General features: G+C 37.5%; 24 protein-coding genes. 16 read left to right on the forward strand and 8 right to left on the reverse strand.

The features are described 5' to 3' along the window. Nucleotides 1-77: 77 nt before the first annotated feature. Nucleotides 78-650 carry a YitT family protein gene (locus FBF83_RS16650; protein ID WP_136948269.1) on the reverse strand — a complete coding sequence of 191 codons (573 nt, stop codon included), beginning with the start codon at nt 648-650 and terminating at the stop codon, nt 78-80. Nucleotides 651-789: 139 nt separating this feature from the next. On the opposite strand from FBF83_RS16650, the gene FBF83_RS16655 reads away from it, so the two are divergent. The 7 genes from FBF83_RS16655 to FBF83_RS16685 all read left to right on the forward strand — a co-directional run bounded on the left by FBF83_RS16655 (nt 790) and on the right by FBF83_RS16685 (nt 11,562). Continuing rightward, a complete protein-coding gene (locus FBF83_RS16655; RefSeq protein ID WP_136948270.1) occupies nt 790-3,195 on the forward strand; it encodes a putative bifunctional diguanylate cyclase/phosphodiesterase in 2,406 nt (801 codons plus the stop codon). A gap of 384 nt (nt 3,196-3,579) precedes the next feature. Continuing rightward, nucleotides 3,580-5,214: a M4 family metallopeptidase gene (locus FBF83_RS16660; RefSeq protein WP_136948271.1), complete on the forward strand. Its 1,635-nt coding sequence runs from the start codon at nt 3,580-3,582 to the stop codon at nt 5,212-5,214. Nucleotides 5,215-5,330: 116 nt separating this feature from the next. Next, nucleotides 5,331-6,935, forward strand: coding sequence for a cation:proton antiporter (locus FBF83_RS16665; RefSeq protein WP_136948272.1), 1,605 nt, complete (start codon nt 5,331-5,333; stop codon nt 6,933-6,935). 201 nt (nt 6,936-7,136) lie between these two features. Continuing rightward, the gene (locus FBF83_RS16670) at nt 7,137-7,643 is read left to right on the forward strand and encodes a GNAT family N-acetyltransferase (protein ID WP_240688141.1); all 507 of its coding nucleotides are present in this window, start codon (nt 7,137-7,139) and stop codon (nt 7,641-7,643) included. Nucleotides 7,644-7,778: 135 nt separating this feature from the next. After that, nucleotides 7,779-9,020 carry an ATP-binding protein gene (locus FBF83_RS16675; RefSeq protein WP_136948274.1) on the forward strand — a complete coding sequence of 414 codons (1,242 nt, stop codon included), beginning with the start codon at nt 7,779-7,781 and terminating at the stop codon, nt 9,018-9,020. 123 nt (nt 9,021-9,143) lie between these two features. Next, nucleotides 9,144-10,355, forward strand: coding sequence for a S1C family serine protease (locus tag FBF83_RS16680; RefSeq protein WP_136948275.1), 1,212 nt, complete (start codon nt 9,144-9,146; stop codon nt 10,353-10,355). Between the two features lie 142 nt (nt 10,356-10,497). After that, complete coding sequence (locus FBF83_RS16685; RefSeq protein WP_136948276.1) at nt 10,498-11,562, forward strand: SDR family oxidoreductase; 1,065 nt, start codon at nt 10,498-10,500, stop codon at nt 11,560-11,562. A gap of 14 nt (nt 11,563-11,576) precedes the next feature. On the opposite strand, the gene FBF83_RS16690 is transcribed toward FBF83_RS16685, so the two are convergent. Together FBF83_RS16690 and queF are read right to left on the reverse strand one after the other, a co-directional pair. Continuing rightward, nucleotides 11,577-12,233: a queuosine precursor transporter gene (locus FBF83_RS16690; protein WP_136948277.1), complete on the reverse strand. Its 657-nt coding sequence runs from the start codon at nt 12,231-12,233 to the stop codon at nt 11,577-11,579. Between the two features lies 1 nt (nt 12,234). Next, nucleotides 12,235-12,651, reverse strand: coding sequence for a preQ(1) synthase (gene queF / locus FBF83_RS16695; RefSeq protein WP_136948278.1), 417 nt, complete (start codon nt 12,649-12,651; stop codon nt 12,235-12,237). A gap of 328 nt (nt 12,652-12,979) precedes the next feature. Here queF and FBF83_RS16700 point away from each other — a divergent pair, with 328 nt between their 5' ends. Next, nucleotides 12,980-13,483 (forward strand): YtxH domain-containing protein, encoded by a 504-nt coding sequence (locus FBF83_RS16700; RefSeq protein ID WP_205665330.1) that lies wholly within the window; start codon nt 12,980-12,982, stop codon nt 13,481-13,483. A gap of 88 nt (nt 13,484-13,571) precedes the next feature. On the opposite strand, the gene FBF83_RS16705 is transcribed toward FBF83_RS16700, so the two are convergent. Then, a complete protein-coding gene (locus FBF83_RS16705; protein ID WP_136948306.1) occupies nt 13,572-13,655 on the reverse strand; it encodes a YjcZ family sporulation protein in 84 nt (27 codons plus the stop codon). A gap of 97 nt (nt 13,656-13,752) precedes the next feature. After that, nucleotides 13,753-14,475 carry a glycerophosphodiester phosphodiesterase gene (locus FBF83_RS16710; protein ID WP_136948279.1) on the reverse strand — a complete coding sequence of 241 codons (723 nt, stop codon included), beginning with the start codon at nt 14,473-14,475 and terminating at the stop codon, nt 13,753-13,755. Between the two features lie 164 nt (nt 14,476-14,639). On the opposite strand from FBF83_RS16710, the gene FBF83_RS16715 reads away from it, so the two are divergent. After that, nucleotides 14,640-14,972 carry a YmaF family protein gene (locus FBF83_RS16715; RefSeq protein ID WP_169525576.1) on the forward strand — a complete coding sequence of 111 codons (333 nt, stop codon included), beginning with the start codon at nt 14,640-14,642 and terminating at the stop codon, nt 14,970-14,972. Between the two features lie 99 nt (nt 14,973-15,071). Here the strand turns inward: FBF83_RS16715 and FBF83_RS16720 are convergent, their stop codons facing one another. Beyond that, nucleotides 15,072-15,854 carry a carbon-nitrogen family hydrolase gene (locus tag FBF83_RS16720; protein ID WP_136948281.1) on the reverse strand — a complete coding sequence of 261 codons (783 nt, stop codon included), beginning with the start codon at nt 15,852-15,854 and terminating at the stop codon, nt 15,072-15,074. 108 nt (nt 15,855-15,962) lie between these two features. Here FBF83_RS16720 and FBF83_RS16725 point away from each other — a divergent pair, with 108 nt between their 5' ends. Continuing rightward, a complete protein-coding gene (locus FBF83_RS16725; protein ID WP_136948282.1) occupies nt 15,963-17,135 on the forward strand; it encodes a pyridoxal phosphate-dependent aminotransferase in 1,173 nt (390 codons plus the stop codon). Between the two features lie 131 nt (nt 17,136-17,266). Here FBF83_RS16725 and FBF83_RS16730 read toward each other — a convergent pair whose 3' ends face one another. After that, nucleotides 17,267-17,791, reverse strand: coding sequence for a GNAT family N-acetyltransferase (locus FBF83_RS16730; protein ID WP_136948283.1), 525 nt, complete (start codon nt 17,789-17,791; stop codon nt 17,267-17,269). A 112-nt stretch (nt 17,792-17,903) separates the two neighbouring features. Here FBF83_RS16730 and FBF83_RS16735 point away from each other — a divergent pair, with 112 nt between their 5' ends. Continuing rightward, complete coding sequence (locus FBF83_RS16735) at nt 17,904-18,785, forward strand: alpha/beta fold hydrolase (RefSeq protein WP_205665331.1); 882 nt, start codon at nt 17,904-17,906, stop codon at nt 18,783-18,785. 8 nt (nt 18,786-18,793) lie between these two features. Here the strand turns inward: FBF83_RS16735 and FBF83_RS16740 are convergent, their stop codons facing one another. After that, the gene (locus FBF83_RS16740; RefSeq protein WP_136948285.1) at nt 18,794-19,876 is read right to left on the reverse strand and encodes an ATP-binding protein; all 1,083 of its coding nucleotides are present in this window, start codon (nt 19,874-19,876) and stop codon (nt 18,794-18,796) included. A gap of 213 nt (nt 19,877-20,089) precedes the next feature. On the opposite strand from FBF83_RS16740, the gene FBF83_RS16745 reads away from it, so the two are divergent. The 5 genes from FBF83_RS16745 (at nt 20,090) to FBF83_RS16765 (ending at nt 24,685) form a co-directional block, all read left to right on the forward strand. Beyond that, nucleotides 20,090-21,262 (forward strand): MFS transporter, encoded by a 1,173-nt coding sequence (locus FBF83_RS16745; RefSeq protein ID WP_136948286.1) that lies wholly within the window; start codon nt 20,090-20,092, stop codon nt 21,260-21,262. A 187-nt stretch (nt 21,263-21,449) separates the two neighbouring features. After that, complete coding sequence (locus FBF83_RS16750; RefSeq protein WP_136948287.1) at nt 21,450-22,283, forward strand: hypothetical protein; 834 nt, start codon at nt 21,450-21,452, stop codon at nt 22,281-22,283. Nucleotides 22,284-22,349: 66 nt separating this feature from the next. Beyond that, on the forward strand, nt 22,350-22,670 hold the full coding sequence (locus FBF83_RS16755; protein WP_136948288.1) for a hypothetical protein: 321 nt from the start codon (nt 22,350-22,352) through the stop codon (nt 22,668-22,670). 89 nt (nt 22,671-22,759) lie between these two features. Next, nucleotides 22,760-23,092 carry a CHY zinc finger protein gene (locus FBF83_RS16760; RefSeq protein WP_136948289.1) on the forward strand — a complete coding sequence of 111 codons (333 nt, stop codon included), beginning with the start codon at nt 22,760-22,762 and terminating at the stop codon, nt 23,090-23,092. A 273-nt stretch (nt 23,093-23,365) separates the two neighbouring features. Next, nucleotides 23,366-24,685, forward strand: coding sequence for a TrkH family potassium uptake protein (locus FBF83_RS16765; protein ID WP_136948290.1), 1,320 nt, complete (start codon nt 23,366-23,368; stop codon nt 24,683-24,685). Nucleotides 24,686-25,038: the final 353 nt, after the last annotated feature.

A 25,038-nucleotide genomic window follows, 5' to 3' on the forward strand; every position in this document is an offset into this window, starting at 1 on the left:
AAAAGTCAACAATCTTTTAGAAAAGAGCCTTTTAAATAAATCGCTTACTAAAAGCGCATGTCCATAGGGCATGCGCTTTAGGTTGGTTGTTTATGAAGAGTTAACAAGCTGGTAGCAATTCCGACGGCAAAAATAGTTACAGCTGAGTACATTGTAGCGTTCAAACCAATGGTATTTGAGCCGATAATAATAACAAAGCCATCAATAAGAAAAATAATCATTCCGACGTTTAAAGAGAGTACACGTGCAATGAATTGTGCAAGAAGATCTGTACCACCTGTACTTGTATCAAATTTAAGCATTAAACCTATACCTGAACCGACAAATAATCCACCGAGGATGGCGCTTGGGAGTATGGAGAAGGCAAAGGTATGACGAAGTGGTGAAAGAACATCAATGAAAAAGGAAGATAGTAATAAGCCATGTAGACTATTGTAGAAATAGGGCCTGAAATAAAGAAATGCAATAATGTAGAGTGGGATACTTAAGAAGATAATCGTTAGTCCTGTCTGGTAACCCCACATATATTTAATAATTAAACCAATTCCAATCATTCCACCATCTATTAAATGATTAGGAACAAGAAAACCGTTGATGCCAAAACCAACTAGAATACTTCCAATGAAAACGGCTGTCATTTTCTTGTACATAAGATGCTCACCTGCTTGTTCATGGTTGTTCCATACTTATGTATAAAATACAGCTTTCATAACGAGTTCATCATTATTTACACAAACGTTTAGAGCATATAAACAGTTATCGTTTGGTAGCAGAAGGCCGGGTGTTTAAATGAATTCATTACTTTCTTTATACAATATTGAATACTTATATACTTTATCTGGATTTATACTATCCCTACTTTCCTTTTATGTAGGGATTTCGGTTGTTATTGTAATAAAAAAAGAAGATCATTTTAACAGTAATAAATGGATTATTTTAAATTCGATTTTTATGGGACTTTCTTTTTATGCTATTAACTTATTAGTGAATTTATCAGTTTCCCCTGCAAGTAGTATGAAAGTTTATATTCTTCATGCTATTATTCTGATTTTGTTGAGTGGGTTAAATAGCTATGGAATTTTCCGCAACGTCACACAAAACACAATGCAACATCGTTTTCACTTGAGTAATGGATTATCTTTAGCTACAGGGATTCTAGTAGTTTTTTCGGCTGGAAACCTCGTGTACTTTAATGGAGTTATTTCATTTTATCCTTTGCACTTGGTGTTAGCGGTTATCGTAATCATTGGATTTGCCATGTGTCTCGTTCGTTTTTTATATTTAATTAAAATAGAAGAGAAGCTAAATTACTATAAAGGTTTGAAACTTACAGGGGCTTTTGCAGCAGGCACCGCCTTTCTATGTCTACCATACCTACTGTTCTATGGAATGATTGATCAAACGACATTTTCAAATCCTAGTGAGAAGTTTGATCCTTATCTCGTTTCTCTTGCCTTTATTTTAATCTGTATAGGAGGACTCATTTATATTCCAGATCGTTTAGGAATCATAAGGCAAATGGAGCAGTCAGAAAGACTTGCTAAAAATGAGCAACAGTTTCAATCTCTATTTCACCACAATCCTGATGCTGTGTTTTCAATCAATACAGAAGGAAGGTTTATAAGTGTTAATTATATTGCTTCAGAATACACTGGATACTCGATTTCCGAATTAAAAAAGATGACCTTTGATGAAGTTATATCTCCTAGTGATGTAGCACTTGCTAGAGGAATGTTTCATAGGTCTTTAAAGGGAGAAGTTCATCAATTCGAAGTGAAAATCCAAACAAAAAAGAAAGATCATAAAGAACTTTATATCTCAACGGTACCGATTATGATCAGTGGTAAAATCGTTGGCGTTTATGGAATTGCTAAGGATATAACAGAGAACAATCGAGCAGAGAAGATGATCCATTACTTAGCTTATCATGATGAGCTTACCAGTTTGCCAAACCGTCGTTATTTCAATGAAAAGCTTAATGGACTTCTTCAAGGAGATGAACATGAAGCATTTGCCGTAATGCTTATAGATTTCGACCGATTTAAACGTATTAATGATTTATTTGGTCATGAGTTCGGTGACAGGGTGCTTCAAGCAATTGGTAAGCGTCTAGAGCAGGTACTTAATGGCAGGTTCGTGGTTGCTAGATTAGGAGGAGATGAATTTACCATTCTCGTCACTGAAGAAGAACAGCATGTTGCTAGAATTGCAAAGCAGGTTCTTGAATCCTTTCAACAGCCATTATTAATTGATACTCAGGAATGTTTATTAACAGCTAGTATAGGCATTTCTCTTTATCCTCATCATGGGAGTGATGCAGCTGAGCTACTGAAGCATGCAGACATGGCAATGTATGATGTGAAGGATAAAACCACTAATAATTTTGCTTTTTATATAGAAGAAATGAGTAACCAGACCCTTCACAAGATTATACTGGAAAACGATTTGCGGAGAGCAATCGACGAAAATGAACTTGTAGTTTATTATCAGCCGAAAATAAATACTTTTCTAGGGAAAGTAATTGGATTTGAGGCACTTGTAAGGTGGAAACATCCAAACATTGGACTAATTCCTCCAGATGAATTTATTCAGGCAGCTGAAGAAACAGGGTTAATTATCCCGATAGAAAAGTGGGTAATGAGACAGGCGTGTGAGCAGATAAAGCAGTGGCATGTTCTTTATGAGAAAGAGTTAACGATTGCAGTAAATTTATCACAACGACATTTCAATCAAGAGGATATTGTTTGTACAATTCATACGATATTAACAGAAGTAGGGTTGGAACCGGAATCTCTTGAAATCGAAATTACTGAAAGCATGGCCATGTTTAACGAGGAAGAAACAATTGAAAAGTTACATAAGTTAAGGGAGTTAGGACTAGAAATTAGTATGGATGATTTTGGGACAGGTTATAGTTCACTAAATTATATGAAGAAACTTCCCATCAATCGATTGAAGATTGATCGATTATTTATTAAAGATATTACGAATAGTTCATGTGATCTTGCGGTAGTGACAACGATTATTTCAATGGCCAGGCATCTTGAATTAGACATCATAGCAGAAGGTGTGGAAACTGAAGAGCAGTTGTCTGTTTTGAAGGGGCTAGAGTGTTATGAAGTTCAGGGGTATTTATATAGTAAGCCAATTCCAGCTAAAGAAATAGAGGAATTTATGGAAACCTATGTTGTTTAATTAATAGAATGCATTCATAAAATAGACTTGATGTGCGAATCATTTATTGCGTTAAGCTAAGCAAGCTTTAAAGGGTAAAAGAAGTAAATGATTTAGGTTATAGTACTATGGTTTCATCATATAACAATATAAATACGAAAGGCAGGCCATTGGCCTGCCTTATTTGCATGTAACCGCCTAATTATGGAAATGTTTACCAATTAACAAACTTGTAAATAAAGTATACCATTTTAAAATTCAAAATGTTATTGGGAAATGGCAGCTGAAAAAGCTTAATAGAATACTGTGGATACAACTATATTTCCCAATACAAACATCAAAAAATCTGTGATAATCTACTAATGTACTAAAAATTCTAACTATTCCGAAACGGAGGAAATGAAAATGAAAAAAGGAATCGCCGTTGTTCTTGCGACTGGTCTTGCATTTGGTTCAGCCCTACCTGCTGCTTCTGCTGCTTCTTCAAAGGATTTAAATCCGGAACAAAAGCAGGCACTAGAAAAAATGGAAATTGTGAAGCAAAATTGGGAAAATGAGCGTAAGGTGCCATCTTTCCTTTCCGGAAAACTATCGGAAAAGAGTGTTAAAACAGAAAAAGCGGTTAAATCATACTTAAAATCTAATGAGAGCCTATTTAAAGTAAAAGCTAAAGATTTAAAACTTGTTAACGAATCAACAGACGATCTTGGTATGACTCATTATGAGTATGTTCAGACGGTTAAGGGAGTTGCGATCGACGGAGCGAGATTCATCGTACATACAGATGAAACAGGCGAAGTTGTAGCAGTCAATGGAGACCTTCACCCTGCTGCAGAAGAGAATTTCAAAGGCAATTCTGAAGTAAAGCTTTCCGAGAAGGAAGCAGTCAAAGAAGCTTGGAGCCATATCGATGTGAAGCCTAAGAACGTGGTAAGTGACAATCCTAGCTTTGTCAAAAAATCAGATGTTTCTGATATGATTGAGAAAAGTGAAAAAGTAGTTTATCAAAAAGATAATAAATACTATATGACTTACAAGGTACAGCTTCAGTTTATCGATCCATATCCTGCAAACTGGCAAATCTTTGTAGACGCACGAGATGGATCGATCGTAGACTCTTATAATGCCGTAACTGAAGGTGCAACAACAGGTTACGGATATGGTGTACTAGGTGATTACAAATCACTTAATACGTATTATTCTAATGGCACGTACTATCTCTATGATACAACGAAGCCAATGAGTGGTGTCATTGAAACGAGAACAGCTAATTACGGATCTTCTCTTCCAGGGAACTATTCAGTAGACAGCAATAACGCGTTTACTGCAACATCCCAGGGTGCAGATGTTGATGCAAACTATTATGCTGGTACGGTTTATGACTACTATTACAATACGCACGGTCGAAACAGCTATGACAATAATGGTGCAACAATTCGTTCAACTGTTCATTATGGCTCAAACTACAATAATGCATTCTGGAACGGTTCTCAAATGGTTTATGGCGATGGTGACGGTTCAACTTTCGATCCACTATCTGGAGCGCAGGACGTCGTTGCGCATGAAATTACACATGCTGTAACAGAAAGAACAGCTGGACTTCAGTATAAAGATCAATCAGGTGCATTGAATGAGTCGATGTCCGATGTATTTGGATACTTCGTTGAACCAGGAGACTTCCTCCTTGGTGAAGATGTATATACACCTAATACACCAGGAGATGCGCTTAGAAGTCTTTCGAATCCAGATGCGTATGGACAGCCTTCCCATATGGATGATTATTACTACACATCTTCAGATAATGGCGGTGTTCACACAAACAGCGGAATTCCGAACAAAGCAGCTTATCTAACAATCCAGAGCATTGGTAAAACAAAAGCTGAGAAGATTTACTACCGCGCGTTAAGCGTATATTTAACACCTACAAGCAACTTTAGTGCAGCGCGTTCTGCTCTATTGCAGGCAACTTCAGATCTTTACGGCACAGGTTCAACGTACAATTCAGTTGCAAGTGCTTGGAGTCAAGTTGGTGTAAACTAAATTACTCTACATGAAAGAGCTCTCAAATGGGGGCTCTTCTTTTCTTTATCCGCGATTTTCCATTCTTATAATAATTTGGTTATAATAAGAGAACAATAAATAATCGGAGGCGGATTATGGAACATTTAGATATGCATCATATATTCGAACTGGGATTAATTCTGACGATGATAGCAGCTGGGATAACAGCAATCGCCAAAAAGCTGAAACAGCCATATCCGATTGCACTTGTTATTATTGGCACTTTAATTGGGCTTTTAAATATCCCGGTTCTTGAACCACTTAAAATGTTTATTACGGAGGGGGATATTTTTAATTTTGTCATCTTAACTATTTTCCTTCCAGCTTTATTAGGTGAGGCAGCTTTAAAGCTCCCGTTCTCTCATTTAAATGAGAACAAGAAACCAATTATCGCTCTTGCGTTTGGAGGAACATTTCTTTCCTTTATTGTAATTGGATTTTCTGCCCATTTTTTGCTCGGTCTTTCGATACCGGTAGCGTTTGTGTTTGCAGCATTAATGAGCGCAACAGATCCAGTTAGTGTTCTGTCTATCTTTAAAAGTATGGGTGTAAACCACAAGCTGTCAACAGTCATTGAAGGTGAAAGTTTGTTTAATGATGGACTTGCTGTTGTCCTTTTCAAAATATCTGCTTTCTCTCTCCTTGCTTATATCGATATGGGATTAGGTGGGCTCACAAGTGGTTCATTCGAATTTATTAAAGTTGTTGTTGGAGGATTGCTTGTTGGTGGTGGACTTGGGTATGGGATTTCCATTCTTACCAAGTATTTTGATGATTATCCACTTGAAATCATTTTCAGTATTCTGTTGTTCTATGGGGCATACATAATCGCGGAAAGTATACATGTATCTGGAGTAATTGCAGTCGTAGTAGGTGCCTTAACTTTTGGTAACTTTGGATCAAGAGTTGGCATGAGCCCAACGACACGCTTGAATATTAATAATTTCTGGGATGTTGCAGCTCTCCTTGCGAACTCCATCGTGTTTCTTATGGTCGGACTCGAAATCACTAGGATTAATTTCTCAGATCAATGGGGGACAATAGGTCTTGCTCTCCTTATTGTCTTAATAGGAAGAACGATAGCTGTTTATGGGAGTACTCTACCAATTAAAGGTCTGCCATGGTCTTGGCGACACGTCCTGAACTGGGGTGGGTTAAAAGGATCGCTATCAATAGCTCTAGCATTAAGTCTTCCTAGTGATTTTGCTGGAAGAGATACGGTTCTTATTCTCACATTCAGTATTGTTCTCTTCTCCCTTGTCGTCCAGGGATTAACCATTAAACCATTAATAAGTTACTTCGGATTAAGGGCAAAGCACAGCGGTTCAAAAGAATATGAAGACATTGTGGCTAATTTGCACCGACATGAAGCCGGTATTTCTGAAATTAGAAAGTTAAAAACCCAACTATTCGTGCCTGAACCAGTCTTCTCTGAAATGCTAACAAGTTATCAAAGTGAAATTGATAAGAGCCATAATAAACTTGACCGATTGCTAGAAGAAAATCCAGACCTCAAAACCAGTCAGTTAATTACGCTCAAAAAGCACTCACTATATGCACAATACGATAAAATAACTGAACTTGAGCAGGAAGAAATCATTTCTGGTGAAGTTGCTTCGAAGTATAAAGAAATTCTCAACAATGGTCTTTCTGATCTTGAAGAAACCGATATTGTAAAAGCTTCAAAAAGAAATCATTGAGTTGCTACGATTTGTAGCAGCTTTTTCTTATGAACTGCATATCCTATTAAGGAAAGGGACAAAGTAGCAAAAAAATGAATATTCCGTTTATTAAAGAATGTTAGGGGTATGGTTTACAGTAAGTAAAGCATTAAGGTATAGTGATTAAAGTCATTTTCATACTACAAAGAAAATAACTCACAAGGAGGATTTTTGAGGAAAATGCCTTACCTTCAGACCGATCGTCTGACCATTATTCCTTTTTCCTTTGACTTAATCAAAGCAATGGCAAATAAGAAAGAGCTAGAAAAGCTTCTAAAAGTTGATGTTCCAGAAGAATTTGATAATGTTCAATTTGAGGAATTCTTGCCTTTTCATTTAAATGATTCATCTGTCTCAAGAGTGAGTCATACGTGGGAAGGGGTTCTTATTCACACATGTGACGAAAAAGTAATTGGGACAATGGGATTTAAAAATGTGGAATCGTCAAATAATCTTGAAGTGGGCTACCAATTGATACCAGCATATCGAAATAAAGGATACGCTGTAGAAATGGCCAACGCGCTTGTGAATTGGGCGTTCCCAGAGAGAAAAACAGACAAAGTAAATAACGATGAAGTTAATGAAATTATGAAGCGATTAGGGTTATCTAGACTTACCGTTGAACCCCACATCGTTAAAGATCGAATAGATGAAGAAAAGCTTAAAAAAGAGAATGAGTATATGTAAAACCCTACACATTTTGTAGGGTTTTTTCTTATATGTAATATTTGAAAAGTATGGGGATTTTTGTCGAATAAGTTATGCTATAATTAGCTTTGTTTTGTAATATTTGTCACTAATAACGCAATGTAAGGAGATATTATGAAAATGGTTCCTCCCAAAGAAATCGATCTCAAAGAGGAAAAGCGAGCTAACACATTACTCTTTTTCTTATTCTATTTAACGTTTGTATTATTTGATGTGTACAGGTTCGGTATTAGGCCACTTTTGAATCCAGATTCAGAACCTATCTTATATAAAAGTTTAACTATCATGATCGCACATATTTTGATCTACGTTATAACAACAGCTTTGTTACCTCTTTCGATCTATCTTTCTAAAAAGCAAAAGCCTTTTTTCGTAAAGTATTTATACTTCTTTGTCTTCATGGCAGGTTCTCTCACAATTGAAATACTAGAATACCATGGAACAAACAACGTTTATGCAAGTGGTAGTCCAGTTGAATTGGTATTTGTCTTATTCTCACCTATTTTTGTGGATCGGACATATTATTTTGTCATTGTCATTGGATTAGTATGTAAGTACGCCTTTATGGGGATTTTCACTTCTTCTCCTGAAGTAGCCCTCCCTATTATGCTTTTGTTGTTGTTCTCAGTCGTGACATTTATCATTCTAAATCGATTTATTGGTTATCTTAACGCAGTAGAGAAATCATACGAACATTCTTCCCATAATGAAAAGCTTGCCTTTATTGGACGCATTGCGACTGGAGTCACTCATGAGATAAAAAATCCACTTACTTCGTTAAAGGGATTTGTACAACTACAGGAAGTTGAACAGAAATATAATCCAAAGTACTCAAAGATTATGTTACAGGAATTAGATCGACTGAATATTATTGTAAATGACCTGATGGTACTCGGAAAGCCACAGGCAGTAAAGCTTAAACCGCTTGACCTTCATGAGTGTATTACATACGTCGTTGATCTTTTTCAACAAGAAGCTGAAAACAAGTATATATCTATTTATACTCATTATGATGAACAGGTACAGGTGTTGGGAGAAGACGGGAGAATTAAGCAGGTTCTGCTTAATATACTGAAAAATGCGATTGAGGCAATGCCTGATGGAGGAGAAATCAGAATTAAACTGTTCAAAGATCAGGAGTGGACAACTGTTCAAATAATCGATAGAGGAATTGGAATACCTCAAAAAGATATACCTAATCTTGAAAAAGCTTTCTACTCAACAAAAGAGAATGGAACGGGTCTCGGACTGATGGTCAGTTATAAAATTATCGAAGAGCATGGAGGAAAAATTAGAATTGATAGTGAAGTAGGCGTGGGTACTACCTTTTCGCTTTGCTTTCCTACCCCTATTTAATAAAGGGAAATAACGTAAGAATATCAAATAATATCAAAACTCTCACATATTTATGATTTGACCCACATCTCTCGTTACAATAGATTTATAAACAAATCAAAGGGGAGAAAGGGTGACCAGATAATGGGTTACTATGATGAAAATAATAATATGAGAACAAATCGGCAATCGAAAAGAGGGATGAGCTGGTTCCTTCCAAGTGCGTTCGGTGCAGCGGTTGGAGCGTCGGTAATGCTTGTAGCAGGCCCATTTGTTTCAAATATAGAGCAACCATCTTCAAATCAAGCAGCAGTAACGACAACAGCTAATGAAGATGTGGCAGCATCAAATGTTTCGTATAACGTTTCGTCAGATATTACTTCAGCTGTCGAAAAAGCGCAGGACGCTGTTGTAAGTATTACAAGCTATCAAGGTGGTTTTTCTCTTGAAGATCCTGCTAATCAGTCGGGTCAGGCAGCTTCCTCAGGTTCAGGTGTCATTTACAAAAAAGAGAACGGTCAAGCTTACGTTGTCACGAACAATCATGTTGTGGAAGGTGCATCTTCAGTAGAAGTAACGTTAAGCAATGAAAAGAAAATTGAAGCTAAAGTACTGGGAACAGATCCTTTAATGGATTTAGCTGTTCTCGAAATCGATGGTAAGAATGTCGAGAAAGTAGCTGAGTTTGGATCTTCAGATCAATTAAAAACAGGTGAACCTGCAATTGCGGTAGGTAACCCACTTGGCTTTCTACAAGGATCAGTTACGCAAGGGATCATTAGTAATCCGAATCGCTCTATTCCTGTAGATCTTGATCAGAATGGGCAACCGGATTATGAAGCAGATGTAATTCAAACAGATGCTTCTATTAATCCAGGAAATAGCGGTGGAGCTCTGATTAATATTAAAGGGCAATTGATCGGTATTAACTCATCAAAAATTGCAGAAGCTTCGGTAGAAGGTATTGGATTCGCCATTCCAATCGATGATGCACAGCCAATTATTAATCAGCTTGAAGAAACCGGTGAAGTGAAGCGTCCTGTCATGGGAATAACACCTGCTTCACTAGCAGAAGTGCCTACGCAATATTGGACAGGAACGTTGAACCTTCCTAAAGATGTAGAAGCTGGAGTAGTACTAATGGGAATATCTCCTAATTCACCTGCTTCAGAAGCAGGATTGAAGGAAAGAGATGTTATTGTGAAATTAGATGGTAATGAGATCAATACTTCTGCTGAACTCAGAAAGTATCTCTATTCAAGTAAACAAGTAGGCGATGAGATGAAAGTAACATTCTATCGTAACGGCAAGCTTCAAACCGTTACAATGACACTAGCAAACCAAAATGGTATATAAGGAAGTAGAAAACCGTCATTCATGACGGTTTTTTATTTGATTTCCATCTCTTTTCACACATTCAATCTCTTAACTGGCAGGAATTGGAGTTTATTTGTCCAATTATAGTTAAATACGAATGTGATACGGAAGGAGTACGCTCATGAGTATCTATTTCATTACAGGTTTTCCTGGATTTCTTGCCGTTCATCTTGTGAAAGAATTAAGAAAGCAGAATCCCTCTGCCTTTTACTACCTTCTTGTACAAGAAGGTCAACTAGAAAAAGCGCAACTGGTGAAAGAGGATCTTCAGCTATTAAATGCTCAACTAGTTGAAGGTGATATTACAATGAGAGGTTTGGGTATTGATCCAGTTAATAGAGAAGTGATTAATGAAACTGTCACACATGTTTTCCATCTTGCCGCCATTTATGATCTTGCTGTCCCTGCAGACATAGCCTGGCGCACAAATGTGGAAGGAACAAGTCATGTAGTTGAACTTTGTGAAGACTTATCAAATCTCAAACGGTTTATTTACTTTAGCACAGCTTTTGTCTCAGGTAATCGAGAAGAAACGATTTATGAGCACGAATTAAGTAAGGGTCAAGCGTTCAAAAATCACTATGAACATACAAAATATGAAGCAGAAGTCATAGTAGAGCATTCTTCGCTTCCTGTAACGATTGTAAGACCTGGAATTGTGATTGGGGATTCTAAGACAGGAGAAACATCGAAATTTGATGGACCGTATTACATATTACGATTTTTCGATCAAGTTCAAAGATTGCCGATTCCTTTCCTTGGTAAGGGAGATGCTTTCGTAAACCTTGTTCCTGTCGATTTTGTGATTTCTGCAACAACGTATCTTGCTCACTGTGATGAAGCTGTAAATCAAACGTTTCATTTAACCGATCCAGCTCCATATCCTGCTAAGAAGTTATATGAAATGTTTTGCGAGCTTCTTCTTCATAAAAAACCATCGTGGATACTTCCGAAATTTGTTGTCCTAAATGCCTTATCAGTGAAATCACTTCGGAAACGACTTGATGTGGTTAAGGAAACAATAGATTATTTTGAATGCAATGCTCATTATGACAGTACTCGCTCAAGCGAATTGCTCTCTAGTGTGGGGATTACTTGTCCTGATTTGAAGACTTATATTGAAGAGATCGTCCACTTCTATGTACGCAACCGAATTGATGACGAGAAAAAACAACCAGTTCAATAGAAAAGCCTCTGGAGCTAGGTCTCCAGAGGCTTTTCTATGTTTAATTGCTTTTGGTCCTGATTCGATAGTTTAGTAAGCAAATAGAAGATTGGTGTATCTAATAGCGCAAGCGCCATCTTGATAACGAATTGAGATAAGATCATTATCCAAATATTTGGTACAGAACCAATAAAAGCAATGGTGATAAAAATCGTTGTGTCAATTAGCTGAGAGCCGAAAGTACTGGCGTTGTTTCTAAGCCATTTATGCTTCTCCGCAGTTCGTTCTTTAATTTTTGAGAAAATGTATACATCCACATGCTGTGATACAAGATAGGCTACAAGACTAGCGAGAACAAAACGATAGTTCTGGCCAAGAAGAATCTCGTAGGCAGCCTGAGTATCATAGGCAAATGGAGCAACTGGTAGAAGCATGCCTAGAAAAATCATGATGCTTGCGAAGATTTGAGCCGCAAAGCCATAACGAATGGTTCGAGTAGCTTCTTCTTTCCCATAACGCTCATGAATAATATCTGTAAATAGAAACGAAAAGGCGTACATAACGACAGCAGCTGGAATGACGAAATTACCGATCATTACCACTTTGCCTGCAAGTACATTTGCAATCACGATCGAAGTAGCAAATAGTACATTGAACAGAATAAGACTACGGTCGATGAGTTCACTTTTCATATTAAGAAGTAGCCTTCTCTCGTACAGCGGTTGTCTTAAGTTCAATACCACCTCGAGCAGACTGGTACACAGTAATTGTTACTTTCAAAGGATCAATCGCGTATACCACATCATCAGCAATACGAGCTGCGAGCGTTTCACAGAAACTACCCTCATCACGATAAGACCAAAGATAGAACTTCAGTGATTTCGATTCGATACATTTTTCGTCTGGGACGTAAGAAATTTCAACACGTCCAAAATCAGGTTGTCCTGTTTTAGGGCATACGGCTGTAAATTCAAGTGCATTAAACGTAATTTCTTGTACGTTCGGTGCATCAAATGCTTCATTCTTTATTACTTCTCTTGCTTGCTCTACACTTTCTGGGCGAGGCATTGGACCAGAAGATGGTAGCCAAGCTTTATCCATGCTATTCATATCTATTCCTCCTTTAGTTTTGTTGAAGCAGGAAGGTTCCGAACTGCTGTCATACAACGCTGTCTATTATAACAGAGGCTCTTTACTATGCGAAGAAGGAAGTTGATGTAAATTAAGGGGGCGGGTAACCCCCACCTCAAAATGTAAGCTAATCAAGATGAATAGGTGGGAGGTAACTGCCCCTAAAGGTCCGATTGGTTCAACTAACCATCAGAGGAGGAAGAACTCCCTCTGATGGAAGTTTCACTTTATTAGTTTAGTATTTACCACAAAGGGAAAGAAAAAACTAGCTAAGTAATTTACGATAAATCATATTGGAGGAATAGTCATGCAAACGACAACAACAGTTAACGAAGAGAAAAACGGTAAACTAGTTAAAGGTATTCTGGTTGGTGCGATTGTAGGTGGAGCTGTTGCTATGCTTGATTCCACGACACGTAACAAAGTGCGTTCAACTGCTGGAAATGTAAAGAGTTCATCAAAAGGTTTTTATTCCCGTGTGAAAGAAAATCCAAGTGAAGTAAAAGATGACTGGATGGATCGTATTCAATCAGCATCAACTGTATTAAAAGAAGCGATGAATGATGCACAGTCTCTTTACGAGAAAGTAAACGATGACGTAATGGATCAGGTCAACCAGGTTAAGGAAGATTCAACTGAAGTTCTTTCAACTGCAAAAGAAGCGGGAGAAGACTTGAAGGATATTGGAAGTAAAGTAAAAGACGCCGGACAGGAAGTATCTGGTGAAGAAGGATATGAGCCAACAAATGTTCCTGGAAGTGAAACTAGAACGCCAGGGAATACTTCGGCAAATCCGAATACAAGTTTGTAAAGAAGATAAAGTATAATGAAAAAAGGCTTCCGCTCTAATTCTGCGGAAGCCTTTTTTTGTATTATGAGGTCGTCACAAATACTTTCAATTAAGAAATATACGATGCGCCAATAATAATTAAAAGAATAAATAGAACTACAATTAACGCAAAACCTTGACCATATCCGCTCATGATAAATCCTCCCGTCAATATCCGTTTCTTCCCTAATAACGTATGTTGAAGAAAGGGATTGCGGAATTAGGCATATGCACATTTTGGGTGGGCAAGGTTAAAACGATTGAATGGATGAGGCAGGAAAGTCAGTGAAGATGGCATCGCAACCAAGTTTTTGTGCTTTCAGAATCTCTTTTTGATCATTAACAGTAAATGCTCGAACAGGAATTCCTCGTTTTTGAGTATTATGCATTAAATCCTCATCTAAGGATTGCCATTCAATGTGAAGGCCATGAGCTCCTACTTTCTTTAAATAGTCCCACGGTTCAACTAACTTCTCCATAATCAGAATAGCCGTTTCTGGGGGCGAATCCGTTTGTGTTATATGCTTTACACTATAGTGATTGAACGATGAAATAATACATCGATCTTTAAGTTGATAATGGTTGAGAAGGGCAAGTATTTTGTCTTCAATGCCCTCATAAGAAACATAGCCAGTCTTCAGCTCAATGTTCAGGGATAGTGTTGTAGAAGTAATCCATTCAAGTACCTCATCTAATGAAGGTATCGGTGTTCCTTGAAAACGACTCGAGAAAGATTGACCTGCATCAAGTCGAATTAAATCCTCGTAGAGAAAATCCTTAACCCATCCAACTCCGTTGGTCGTTCGATCAACGCGCTCATCATGGATAACAACTGGTATACCATCTTTGGTTAATTGAACATCCAGTTCAATGCCGTTAGCTCCAGCTTTATTAGCGGCTTGAAAAGAAATTAACGTATTCTCAGGATGTGTTCCGGAAGATCCTCGATGTCCAAAGATTGTTAAAGAAGCCATACTCCACCTCTTTCTAATATTTCTAGTATAGGGTTGTTCTTTTACTATTCGATGATGAAGGTGTGCTTCCTTTGGTTTATTGATTATTTGTTTAAGAAACAGGTATTTGAGATGAAGTTTCGCATAGATGTTTCTATAGGTGGGGGAAGGAGGAGATCATTTTAGTGAAATGGAATGCTTTGCCCTTTGCACATTCACATCATTTTAAAGGTCGTATCGAAAAGCGTAATGACCATAACCATTCAATTCTTATCGGATTTTCGTTTCCCGTGAATGGAACTGGTTACGATCAGCATGTTCATCAAATTGAAGGATTAACGATTCAGGAAGACGGGCACCAGCATAGATATAGCGTTCAATCTGGCCCCCCAATTCCACTTCATTCAGGAAAACATTTTCACTATTTTGATGGGGAGACTTTTTCTGAAGATAACCATAAACACGTTATCTCTGGAAGAACAGGTTCTCAGATAGGGAATTATCCCATTGATTGGTAAATGGCGGTGTAAGTGGACCGCCATTTTGTTATATACTAATTTCTCGGTTATTCTGGTAGAACGTAAATGAATAGGCTAGGTACTGAAGTTTCTGTTGAATCAGATGTAGATATCTGGACGGCGATCTTCAAAAATCGGAATGCGAGTTCTAATTGAAGAAATTTCGTCTTCATTAATTGAGCCTATTAGAATTGTTTCATCGGTTCCTGCTTCAGATACAATCTTGCCCCATGGATCAATAATCAAGGAATGACCACCGAACGCATTATCAGGATCTGAACCTACGCGGTTACAGGCAATTACATAACATTGGTTCTCAATTGCTCGGCTAATGAGTAGCGCCCGCCAGTGATCTGTCCGCTGTTCTGGCCATTCAGCAGGGACGAATAAAACCTGTGCACCTTCAATTGCATGCAGGCGAAGCCATTCTGGAAACCGAATATCATAACAAATGAACCCTGCACACGGTAGGTTTTCTAATGTGAAGTGACTTTTGGAATTTCCAGAAACAAGATACTTTTCTTCGTTCATCAAACGGAAAAGGTGTGCTTTGCTATATTCGTGAACAAGCTCGCCATCTCGGTTGAATACAAGCATGGTGTTTGTGACTTCGTTGTTTTGCTGTTTCGGAATAGAGCCACCAACGATGTTCACTTCATACTCTTTTGCGAGATTCGACAGAAAGGCGATCGACTTCTTGGCGTCTTTATCGCCAATTTCATCAAGTCTCGATAAGTCGTATCCCGTCGACCACAATTCTGGCAAAACGATGATATCTGGTTTGCTAGCTACAGCTTCAGATACTAGCTGCTTCACTTTTTCAAAATTCTTCTCAGGACTACCAAATGCAATATCAAATTGCAACAGGGCAAGCTTTTTCATCTAAACGTCCTCCTCAAGCTTTTAGAAAATTTGCTTTACATGATTGTGTATACAAGATAACATAAATTACTAGAATTTAACGAATATTTTAACAGGATGTGATAACACATGAAACAGTTTCAGCCTTCAGATGCACTCAAGCGTTTGCCGGAACAATTTTTTGCTAAGCTTGCAGGGAAAGTGAACCGCTATGTAGAGGCAGGATACGACATTATTAATCTAGGTCAAGGAAACCCTGATCAACCTACACCGTCGCATATCATCGAATCATTACAGGCTGCCGCTAAAAAGCCTGCTTATCACAAATACCCGCCATTTCGAGGGCAGCCTTTCTTGAAAAAGGCTGCAGCCGATTTTTATAAGCGAGAGTTTGGTGTCGATCTTGATTCAGAAACAGAAGTAGCAGTCTTATTTGGTGGGAAGGCTGGGCTTGTTGAAGTTAGTCAGTGCTTACTGAATCAAGGAGATGTTGCATTAGTTCCCGATCCTGGCTATCCGGATTACTGGTCGGGAGTTGCGATGGCTGAAGCAGATATGCATATGATGCCTCTATTAGAGCAAAATGACTTTCTACCAGACTATGGATCTATTCCAAATGCATTACTTCAGAAAGCAAAGCTTATGTTCTTGAATTACCCGAATAATCCTACTGCTGCTCAAGCAAACGAAGCTTTTTTCAATGAGACAGTATCATTCGCAAACCAGCACGATCTCTGCGTTGTACATGATTTTGCTTATGGGGCAATTGGATTTGATGGTAAACGTCCAATGAGTTTTCTTGAAACTGAGGGAGCAAAAGATGTTGGAATTGAAATTTATACGCTTTCGAAGACTTATAACATGGCAGGGTGGCGTGTGGGGTTTGCTGTTGGTAACCCATCTGTTGTCGAAAGTATTAACCTTTTGCAGGACCATTTTTATGTTAGTCTGTTTAGTGCGGTTCAGGAAGCAGCTGCAGAAGCGCTACTTGGATCTCAAGAGTGTGTCGAAGAACTACGTGCGACTTATGAATCAAGACGTAATGTCCTAATTCATGGATTACATGAAATTGGGTGGGATGTCACTTCACCATCAGGGTCTTTCTTTGCTTGGTTAAAGGTACCTGATCGCTTTACTTCAGAACAATTTGCTGACTATCTTTTGGAGAACGTGCAAATCGTAGTAGCGCCAGGTAATGGCTTCGGAGAATTTGGTGAAGGGTATGTAAGAGTTGGACTACTCACATCTGAAGATCGACTTAAGGAAGCAGTAGAAAGAATCAATACGCTCGATCTTTTTTAAGAAAGAAAAGTTCAAAAAATAGTTTTGTAGTTCTTCAAAGTGTTGAAATAATTCGTAAGCTCATCCATATAAAGAAAAAGAAAACGTAAAGTAAGTAGAAAAAGCCGTGAGAATCACGGCTTTTGTTGTTGTTATATTAAGTTGTTTTTAAGCAGTGAAGTCAAATCATCCCAGCCAAATGCTGTTTCCTGTAATGTCTTACCGCCAATTGTAACTTCTTCTTCTGCAATCCGAACTGGATGTAAATGTTCGTAGAATTGGGCAGCGGGGTTACCATTCAGCACCCATACAAGCATAGAGTGAAACCCTTCTTCTATTAAGTGTTTTGCAACATAAGCAATTAACTGGCTACCTGCTCCTTGTCGTTGTGCTTCTTCTAACATGTAAATCGCATAAAGTTCACTGTCATAGGGATATTTTGTATTTCTATTTCCTCCACCATTCGCAAAACCTACGATATTATTCTCATGATTCACAACGATAAATATAGTATTTCCTTCTTCTAAGGATTTTCGCCATCGTGCTTCACGAATTTGAACATCCAATGAAGCTAGATAATCATCAGGAATAAGGCGCTGGTATGTCGTTCTCCAACTGTTTACATGAACAAATGCAATTTCGGAAGCGTCCTCTACTACAGCTTTTCTTATTTCCATCTTATACCTCCTGATGCGTTAGTATTTCTTAACAAACTCATTTCTAGGTAAAGGGAATGATTCCTCCTAGTCGAATAGGTTAATTATGGATAAACGAAAGGATGATAGCATCATGAAGGAGTTTGATATTAAGGTAAATGGAGAAAGTATACATGGTTTCAAATGGGGAGACCCAACGATGCCCCATGTGCTTTGTCTCCACGGTTTGACTAATAATGCCTTAGGATTTAATGAAATGGCTGAAGTTCTTAAAGAGGATTTTCATCTAATTTCTATTGATCTTCCAGGGCATGGGAAAACGATCGGTTTTAATGATGAACAGTCCTACTTTTATGACTCGATGTCTGAATGGGTTCATAACTTCATTTCTTGCGTAAGTAATTCTCCAGTATATATTATTGGTCATTCGTGGGGAGCAGCAATAGCTCTTCATTATAGTAAGCGATATCCACACATGGTAAATGGTATCGTCATGCTAGATGGAGGGTATGTTGAACTTTCAGACGATCCATCCACAACACTTGAAGATTTGTTGAGTGAAATGTCCGAATGGGTAAATGGAAATCAATTTAGTTCAATAAAAGAATATGAAGATAAGAAAAGAGTAGAAATTGGTAGGTGGAGTAGTGCAATAGAGCAAATGGTTCATGCTGATATGACTATAGAAAGTAACAAGGTTAGAATGAAAGCAAGTGAAGATACAGTACGTGCGATTATGAAGGCCATGTACATGGAGCCATTTCGAGAAGTACTAAATGAAGTGGATGCGCCTGTCTACCTATTAAGAGCAACACAGCCTCCAGAAGGGGAAGCCGTAAGAAATGAAGGTGCCGATCTATTAAGGGCAGAATTAAAAGGTGAATGTCGGATTAGCCCAATACCTGAGACGGGACATGTTCTCCACTGGCAAAAACCTGTTGAAGTCAATCAAGAAGTGAAAAGTTGGTTAACTGCTCAGAACAACCATCAGGTATATGAACACAACCCCCGGTAAAAAGGGGGTTAGTGTGAAGGACATTTTGGAAGAGTGATTGTAATCCTTGTACCTTCTCCATGCTGACTAGTGATTTCTAATTCCCCATTATGCCTACCAATGATCCGTTTACATATTGCAAGACCGAGCCCTGTTCCATCTTTCTTTGTAGTAAAAAAAGGCGAACCGAGTTTCTCTAATTCTTGTTCGGGAATTCCTTTTCCGTTATCTTGGATGCTAACAATTATTTTATTCTGTATCTCTTTAGCTTCAATCCGAATTTCTCCATTTGAATTTCCCTCTGATATAGCTTCTAGTGCATTTTTAATAATATTAATAATAACCTGCTTTAATTGATTCCTTTCACCATATACGTGAGAAAGCGTCGAAGAGTAGTTTTTCTTTAAAATAATTGATTTCATGTTTGCCTGACCATTAAGAAGTTCAATAACTTCATCTAATAGCTGATCAATCCTCTCATAAGTGAAATTAGATTTAGTAGGTTTCGCTAGGATAAGAAACTCATCAATAATCTGTTCTATTCGTTGAAATTCAGAATTCATTACTTGAATGTAGCGGTCAACCTCTGTATTCGTATTTTTATAATCAATGAGTTTCAAGAAACCTTTTAGTGAAGTTAGTGGATTTCGTAACTCATGAGCAATTCCTGCGGCGAGCTGGCCAACAACAGATAACTTTTCCGATTGAGCGATTTGTTCTTCACTTAATCGTTTTTCAGTTATATCCTTAGCGGCTCCTATAAGTCTTGAAACAGTACCACCTTCTACAATCGGAACTAGCGTAATGTCGAACACTCTGTATCCTTGTTTAGGGAAGGAATATCCTTCTTCGAAATGAATGGGTTCTTGGTGAAAAATCGCTTCTTGAAAACGTCTTATCGCTTGTAGACCTTGATCGACTCCAAGAAATTCTTCTACTCTCTTACCTGATAAGTCATCTTTAGAGGTTTCATAATTGGATAAATAGGCTTCGTTCACAGCTTCGATTTCATAATGGTGAACGTCAACAACGCGAATTTGAAAGATGAGGTCTGAAAGATGATGAAAAATCAGATCTATATTCGAGGTAGCTAACTCATTTCTTTTTTCCATAGAAATCCCCCATTATCTGCTTTTGGAATAGCACTAAATTGGATATTTCTACAGGATATTCATATCCACTCTTAAAAATGTTAGTAAATATGAAAACAGTGTAGTTTGGTGGCGAAAGGCAGACTTATTATTCAACAGAAGACATTGCTATTGCTTTGGGTATGCTATAGAGTAATTGAGAACACCATTTGCTAAAGAGAGAGGTGCTCTCAGATGAAAAAAAGGGATTCGGTTTTCTATCTTAGTCTATTTTTGTTCTTTTTCCATGCTTCAAACACAATTATAATTAGTTATATGCCTGTCTATTTTCAACACTCTGGTATGTCGGAATCCAAAATCGGATCCATTCTTGCTATTGGTCCATTAGCTGCTATTCTCGCTCAGCCATTCTGGGGCTACATAAGTGACAAAACAGGAACGATCAAAAAGGTACTACTAGTTACGTTGATTGGAGTATTTATTGTTAGCGTCTTCCTACTCACAAGCCAAAGCTACATATTAATATTATTCTCAGCTGCTATTTTCTATGTTTTCATGTCTCCTACTGGAGCGCTTGGTGATAGTCTTGCGGTTAAAACAGCTGCGCGTTTTAATAAGAACTTTGGTAGTATTCGTACCTGGGGATCGATTGGATTCGCTTCATCGACCCTTCTTGTCGGTCAGTTTTTTTCTTTTGCTGGAATTGAATTCATTCTGCTTCCTTTCTTATTTATGATTACATTTGCGTTTTTAACTGCTATGAAAATTTCAGATGTAAAAACGGGTAACAAACCTGTTACAGTACTAGACGCAGTAAGGATAGGTAAGAATCCAAGGTTTCTTTTCTTTCTTGCTGCGATCATGTTTTTGACAATTCCTCACAGGGCAAACGACAGTTTCATTGGAATCTACTTGACTGAGCTTGGAGGAAATGAGTCTCAAATTGGGATAGCCTGGTTCGTAGCGGTCGCAAGTGAAGCTGTCATTTTTGCTACAAGCCATTATTGGTTTAGAAAATATAATGAAATAGTGTTTATTTTCATTGCTGGTTTGATATATGCACTAAGATGGATCATCCTAGCTTATGTTAGTGGTCCAATAGGAGCAATCCTAATGCAGGTGCTTCATGGTGTTACATTTGGTGTGTTTTATGTTTCAGCCTTCCAATATGTGACTAAGTTAGTTCCGGCAAATCTGCAAGCTACAGGGCATTTGCTATTTATCTCTGTCTTTTTCGGTTTATCAGGGATCTTAGGTTCATTGTTCGGAGGTATAATCTTCGAAGAAGCTTCTGGTTCTGCTTTATATAGCTTTATGGGGTATATGTCTCTAGTTGGATGCATTGTTCTACTTGCTTATATGTTCTTTGATAGAAAAAGGTCTAAAACAAAAACGAGTTATGCTTAGGGTGGGGGATTTCCACCCTTTTTTTGTTGAAATAGTCAATTACTTCTTACCCAAATTGTTATCATATGAAACCGGCTTCCTTGGGCTCTTAAAAAGAAGAAGAGATGGATAGACTAGTGGATATTGAAGCATTCATAAGCAGAGACAATTTCAAGTCTCATAATTATTGAAAATGGTGAGAAAAAATATGGCGAATTATATTCCATACCTTTTGTTAACAGTTATAAGTATAGGTGTACTCATTTGGATTTTTGTTAGCACAAAAGACTTATCTTATTTAACGCATTACTTTTTTATCGCTGGGTTAGCCTATGTTTTTGAATATATCATTTTAATTCTTTTGAATAGCTATACGTACAAACCTCATCTCTTATCAATCGGTGTTTATGACAGTATTGTAGGAGATTTGTCTTCACAAGCTTTTTCGGTCCCTGCTGCAGCTATTGTAGTAACAGCTTATCAAGTCCGGCTGAAGGGTGTGTTTTCACTTGTCATGCTTTTCATTGGAATAGAGGAGATGTTTCTCTATTTAAACATCTATGATCATAACTGGTGGCGCACATATTATACGGGAATCTTTCTACTCGTTACTTTCTTCCTTGTTAAAGTATTTTACAATTTGATTCTCGACTATACGCTTATTCGCTTTGTAGCGTTATTCTTCTCTCTGATTTTCTTTCTTTCTAATAAGCTTTTTCTATTATTCTTAGCCCTTCCAGACTTTTACTTCCATGTTGGGTGGTTTGAGAACATCTACAGAGACAATATTACATTCTCTACTTTATTAATCATATGTAAGTCCTTGTTCATTGTTCTAGCACTTTACATTAGGAGATACAGTATCTTAGGATTTTTGTTTCTGTTCGCTATTTTTGACTACTACTTGGTTAAGATAGGTACTCTTCATGTGCCTAATGGTTATGTTTATCCTATTCTTTTCGTTATAACGTTATCTTCGTACTTTTTCATTATATGGACAAATAACATTTGGATAAAAAAATTAAACGAAAATGTAATATAATGTAAAGAGGCTAAGTGCTAGGCGTAGAGAACATGGTTTAGTGATGAAACATTAGGAGGCTGAACCATGATCAGTATTTATAAGGAAAATGAACAGCGCTATTTAGGGTGGCATCAACTAAATCCCGAGGGATATGTATTCAATCATTTCAAAGGGTCAGACCCCGGATATAACAAAATTCATACAGCAGATTGTCGGACACTATGGCGGGAGAAAGATCATGGAGCAAGAACGAAAGTAGAGAAAGTATGTTCAGATAATCTTGAAGAGCTTTTGAATATGAGTGATGTTATTAGAAAGAACAAAGGGTATTCATTATGTAAGATATGTATGAAAGAAGAACAGGTAAAGCGTTTTAGATCAACTGCTACCTTTCTACATCGTTAAAATAGCTAACATAGATTGTTATAAATGAGAAAGTAAATTTGCGACTACTAGTTGTTTTAAGATGAGGGTGAGGGGAGATTTAAATACGTATGGATTCGATAGAGATTAAAGGAAAGATTTACGATAACGAAACGAGGTGTGAACATTATCATAGTCAATTAGATATTGTTGCGATTAAGTTCTATTGTTGTAAGGAGTATTATCCTTGTATTACATGTCATGAAGAAACCGCAAATCATGAAGTTAATATTTGGCCAGCGAACAAGTTTAATGAGAAAGCCATATTATGTGGAAAATGCAAAACGGAAATGCCCGTTCATGAATATCTTGCCTCAGATTCGAAGTGCCCCAACTGCAAAGCGAATTTTAATGAAGGTTGTAAGCTTCATCATCACTTGTATTTTCATATAGAAAAGAAATAAATAATGTTCTTTACTTGTTCTGATGCTTCGATGTATTATTATCTCAATTATAAGAGAATGAAGGTAACTCTTTGAAAGCAGAGGGCAATACTCAACTCTTTATGAGGTGAAACCTGCCTATGGTAGGATACTTCAAACTGTATGGGACAAGTTTTTGTGAAAACACAGTGCCCCTGTGTTTTTTATTTTGTTCTTCTAAATGGTCGATTCGTAATATCATTAGAGAACTAATTTATTGTCGTAGATCCTTTATAAAGGAAGAAGGGTTCGAATTTGAAACCTGCCAAACCACTACTCAATCCACCTCGTGCTTTACTCTTTCTGTTCCTTATTGTTAGTACGCTAGGGACATTGTTGTTAAAGCTTCCACAGGCCACAACCACTTCTATCACCTGGTTAGATTCTTGGTTTACAGCTATATCAGCTATTACAGTCACTGGACTTGTCGTAGTGGATACTGGTTCTGCTTATACGATGTTTGGTGAAATCGTTATTTTGTTGCTTATCCAAGTTGGTGGTCTCGGAATTATGTCTTTTGCAGTAGTCATATTTATTCTAATTGGAAAGAAAATCGGCGTATCTCAAAGGTTATTGATTTCTCAGTCACTCAATCAAAAAGGGTTGGGAGGAGTCATCAAACTTGTAAGGAACCTTTTTATCTTCTCTCTTTTAATTGAAGTCATTGGAGCGGTCATCCTTTCTATCAGGTGGATTCCGGTTTACGGAGTAGGTACCGGAATATATGCGGCAATCTTTCATTCCATATCTTCATATAATAATGCCGGTTTTTCTATATGGTCCGATAGCTTATCAGCATATGTTAGCGATCCGGTGGTAAATATAACAATTGCATTATTATTTATTCTTGGAGGAATTGGTTTTACTGTTTTAATAGATTTAAAAGAAAAAAAGCATTTCTGGCAATTAAGCTTGCATACAAAGTTAATGGTGATCGGTACTGTCGTAATAAATGTGATAGCCTTTATAGTTATTCTTGCTTTAGAGTGGAATAATCCTGCAACACTTGGTCCACTTAATACTGTCGGAAAAGGATGGGGAGCTTTTTTTCAGGCTGTAACCCCCAGAACAGCTGGATTTAATTCGGTTGACATCGGAAGTATGGAAGAAGCCTCACTCTTCTTTACGGTTTGTTTAATGTTTATAGGTGCAGGGAGCGCCTCAACTGGTGGTGGTATTAAATTAACAACGTTTATCGCTATGCTCTTATCTGTAAACACATTTTTAAAAGGGAAGAATGAAATTACAGTCTTTCACAAAACATTAGCCTTTACAATTGTCATCAAGGCACTTGCTATAACTGTGATATCAACAGGTGTTGTCTTTCTCGGAGTTTTTATACTTGAACTAACACAGGAATCATCATTTATAGCTAATCTCTATGAAGTTGTTTCAGCGTTCGGAACTGTTGGCCTTTCAATGGGGTTAACAACTCATCTTGATACTATAGGAAAAGTAACGTTAATCATGATAATGATGGTGGGGAAACTAGGCCCATTAACACTTGCCTTTATCTTTGCATCAAAGAAGACTCCTAAGATTAGATACCCTGAGGAAGAAGTGCTAACAGGTTAATATTAAACTACCTCTACAAATCTGTAGAGGTAGTTTAAATTATTTTAAGATAATAGTTGACGAAGCTAGAAATCGATGGTAAGATGAATCTTGTCACTTCGCAACAACAACGTTGCTTGCAAAAACGATCATAAAAAGTTATTGACAAGTTAACATGTTGTTGGTAAAATAGAATTTGTCACTCGGCGAAATCAACCGAGATTGATAGATTGATAGATTGAAAGACAATCGATCTTTGAAAACTGAACGAAACGCCATGTAAGTAGTTGTTTCTACGGAAACAAAACATTGTTTTAAAAGCTAGATTAAGCTTTCTATCGGAGAGTTTGATCCTGGCTCAGGACGAACGCTGG

Source organism: Guptibacillus hwajinpoensis, assembly GCF_005144865.1.
GTDB classification, from domain to species: domain Bacteria; phylum Bacillota; class Bacilli; order Bacillales; family Guptibacillaceae; genus Guptibacillus; species Guptibacillus hwajinpoensis_A.

Excerpts from the sequence above, each read along its gene's own strand:
- FBF83_RS16685 (WP_136948276.1), top strand. The coding sequence starts at position 10,498 with ATGAGTATCTATTTCATTACAGGTTTTCCTGGATTTCTTGCCGTTCAT.
- FBF83_RS16670 (WP_240688141.1), top strand. The coding sequence starts at position 7,137 with ATGCCTTACCTTCAGACCGATCGTCTGACCATTATTCCTTTTTCCTTT.
- FBF83_RS16700 (WP_205665330.1), top strand. The coding sequence starts at position 12,980 with ATGCAAACGACAACAACAGTTAACGAAGAGAAAAACGGTAAACTAGTT.
- FBF83_RS16755 (WP_136948288.1), top strand. The coding sequence starts at position 22,350 with ATGATCAGTATTTATAAGGAAAATGAACAGCGCTATTTAGGGTGGCAT.
- FBF83_RS16665 (WP_136948272.1), top strand. The coding sequence starts at position 5,331 with ATGGAACATTTAGATATGCATCATATATTCGAACTGGGATTAATTCTG.
- FBF83_RS16680 (WP_136948275.1), top strand. The coding sequence starts at position 9,144 with ATGGGTTACTATGATGAAAATAATAATATGAGAACAAATCGGCAATCG.
- FBF83_RS16720 (WP_136948281.1), bottom strand. The coding sequence starts at position 15,854 with ATGAAAAAGCTTGCCCTGTTGCAATTTGATATTGCATTTGGTAGTCCT.
- FBF83_RS16750 (WP_136948287.1), top strand. The coding sequence starts at position 21,450 with ATGGCGAATTATATTCCATACCTTTTGTTAACAGTTATAAGTATAGGT.
- FBF83_RS16760 (WP_136948289.1), top strand. The coding sequence starts at position 22,760 with ATGGATTCGATAGAGATTAAAGGAAAGATTTACGATAACGAAACGAGG.
- FBF83_RS16730 (WP_136948283.1), bottom strand. The coding sequence starts at position 17,791 with ATGGAAATAAGAAAAGCTGTAGTAGAGGACGCTTCCGAAATTGCATTT.
- FBF83_RS16675 (WP_136948274.1), top strand. The coding sequence starts at position 7,779 with ATGAAAATGGTTCCTCCCAAAGAAATCGATCTCAAAGAGGAAAAGCGA.
- FBF83_RS16660 (WP_136948271.1), top strand. The coding sequence starts at position 3,580 with ATGAAAAAAGGAATCGCCGTTGTTCTTGCGACTGGTCTTGCATTTGGT.
- FBF83_RS16740 (WP_136948285.1), bottom strand. The coding sequence starts at position 19,876 with ATGGAAAAAAGAAATGAGTTAGCTACCTCGAATATAGATCTGATTTTT.
- FBF83_RS16710 (WP_136948279.1), bottom strand. The coding sequence starts at position 14,475 with ATGGCTTCTTTAACAATCTTTGGACATCGAGGATCTTCCGGAACACAT.
- FBF83_RS16705 (WP_136948306.1), bottom strand. The coding sequence starts at position 13,655 with ATGAGCGGATATGGTCAAGGTTTTGCGTTAATTGTAGTTCTATTTATT.
- FBF83_RS16745 (WP_136948286.1), top strand. The coding sequence starts at position 20,090 with ATGAAAAAAAGGGATTCGGTTTTCTATCTTAGTCTATTTTTGTTCTTT.
- FBF83_RS16655 (WP_136948270.1), top strand. The coding sequence starts at position 790 with ATGAATTCATTACTTTCTTTATACAATATTGAATACTTATATACTTTA.
- FBF83_RS16690 (WP_136948277.1), bottom strand. The coding sequence starts at position 12,233 with ATGAAAAGTGAACTCATCGACCGTAGTCTTATTCTGTTCAATGTACTA.
- queF (WP_136948278.1), bottom strand. The coding sequence starts at position 12,651 with ATGAATAGCATGGATAAAGCTTGGCTACCATCTTCTGGTCCAATGCCT.
- FBF83_RS16735 (WP_205665331.1), top strand. The coding sequence starts at position 17,904 with ATGAAGGAGTTTGATATTAAGGTAAATGGAGAAAGTATACATGGTTTC.
- FBF83_RS16725 (WP_136948282.1), top strand. The coding sequence starts at position 15,963 with ATGAAACAGTTTCAGCCTTCAGATGCACTCAAGCGTTTGCCGGAACAA.
- FBF83_RS16650 (WP_136948269.1), bottom strand. The coding sequence starts at position 650 with ATGTACAAGAAAATGACAGCCGTTTTCATTGGAAGTATTCTAGTTGGT.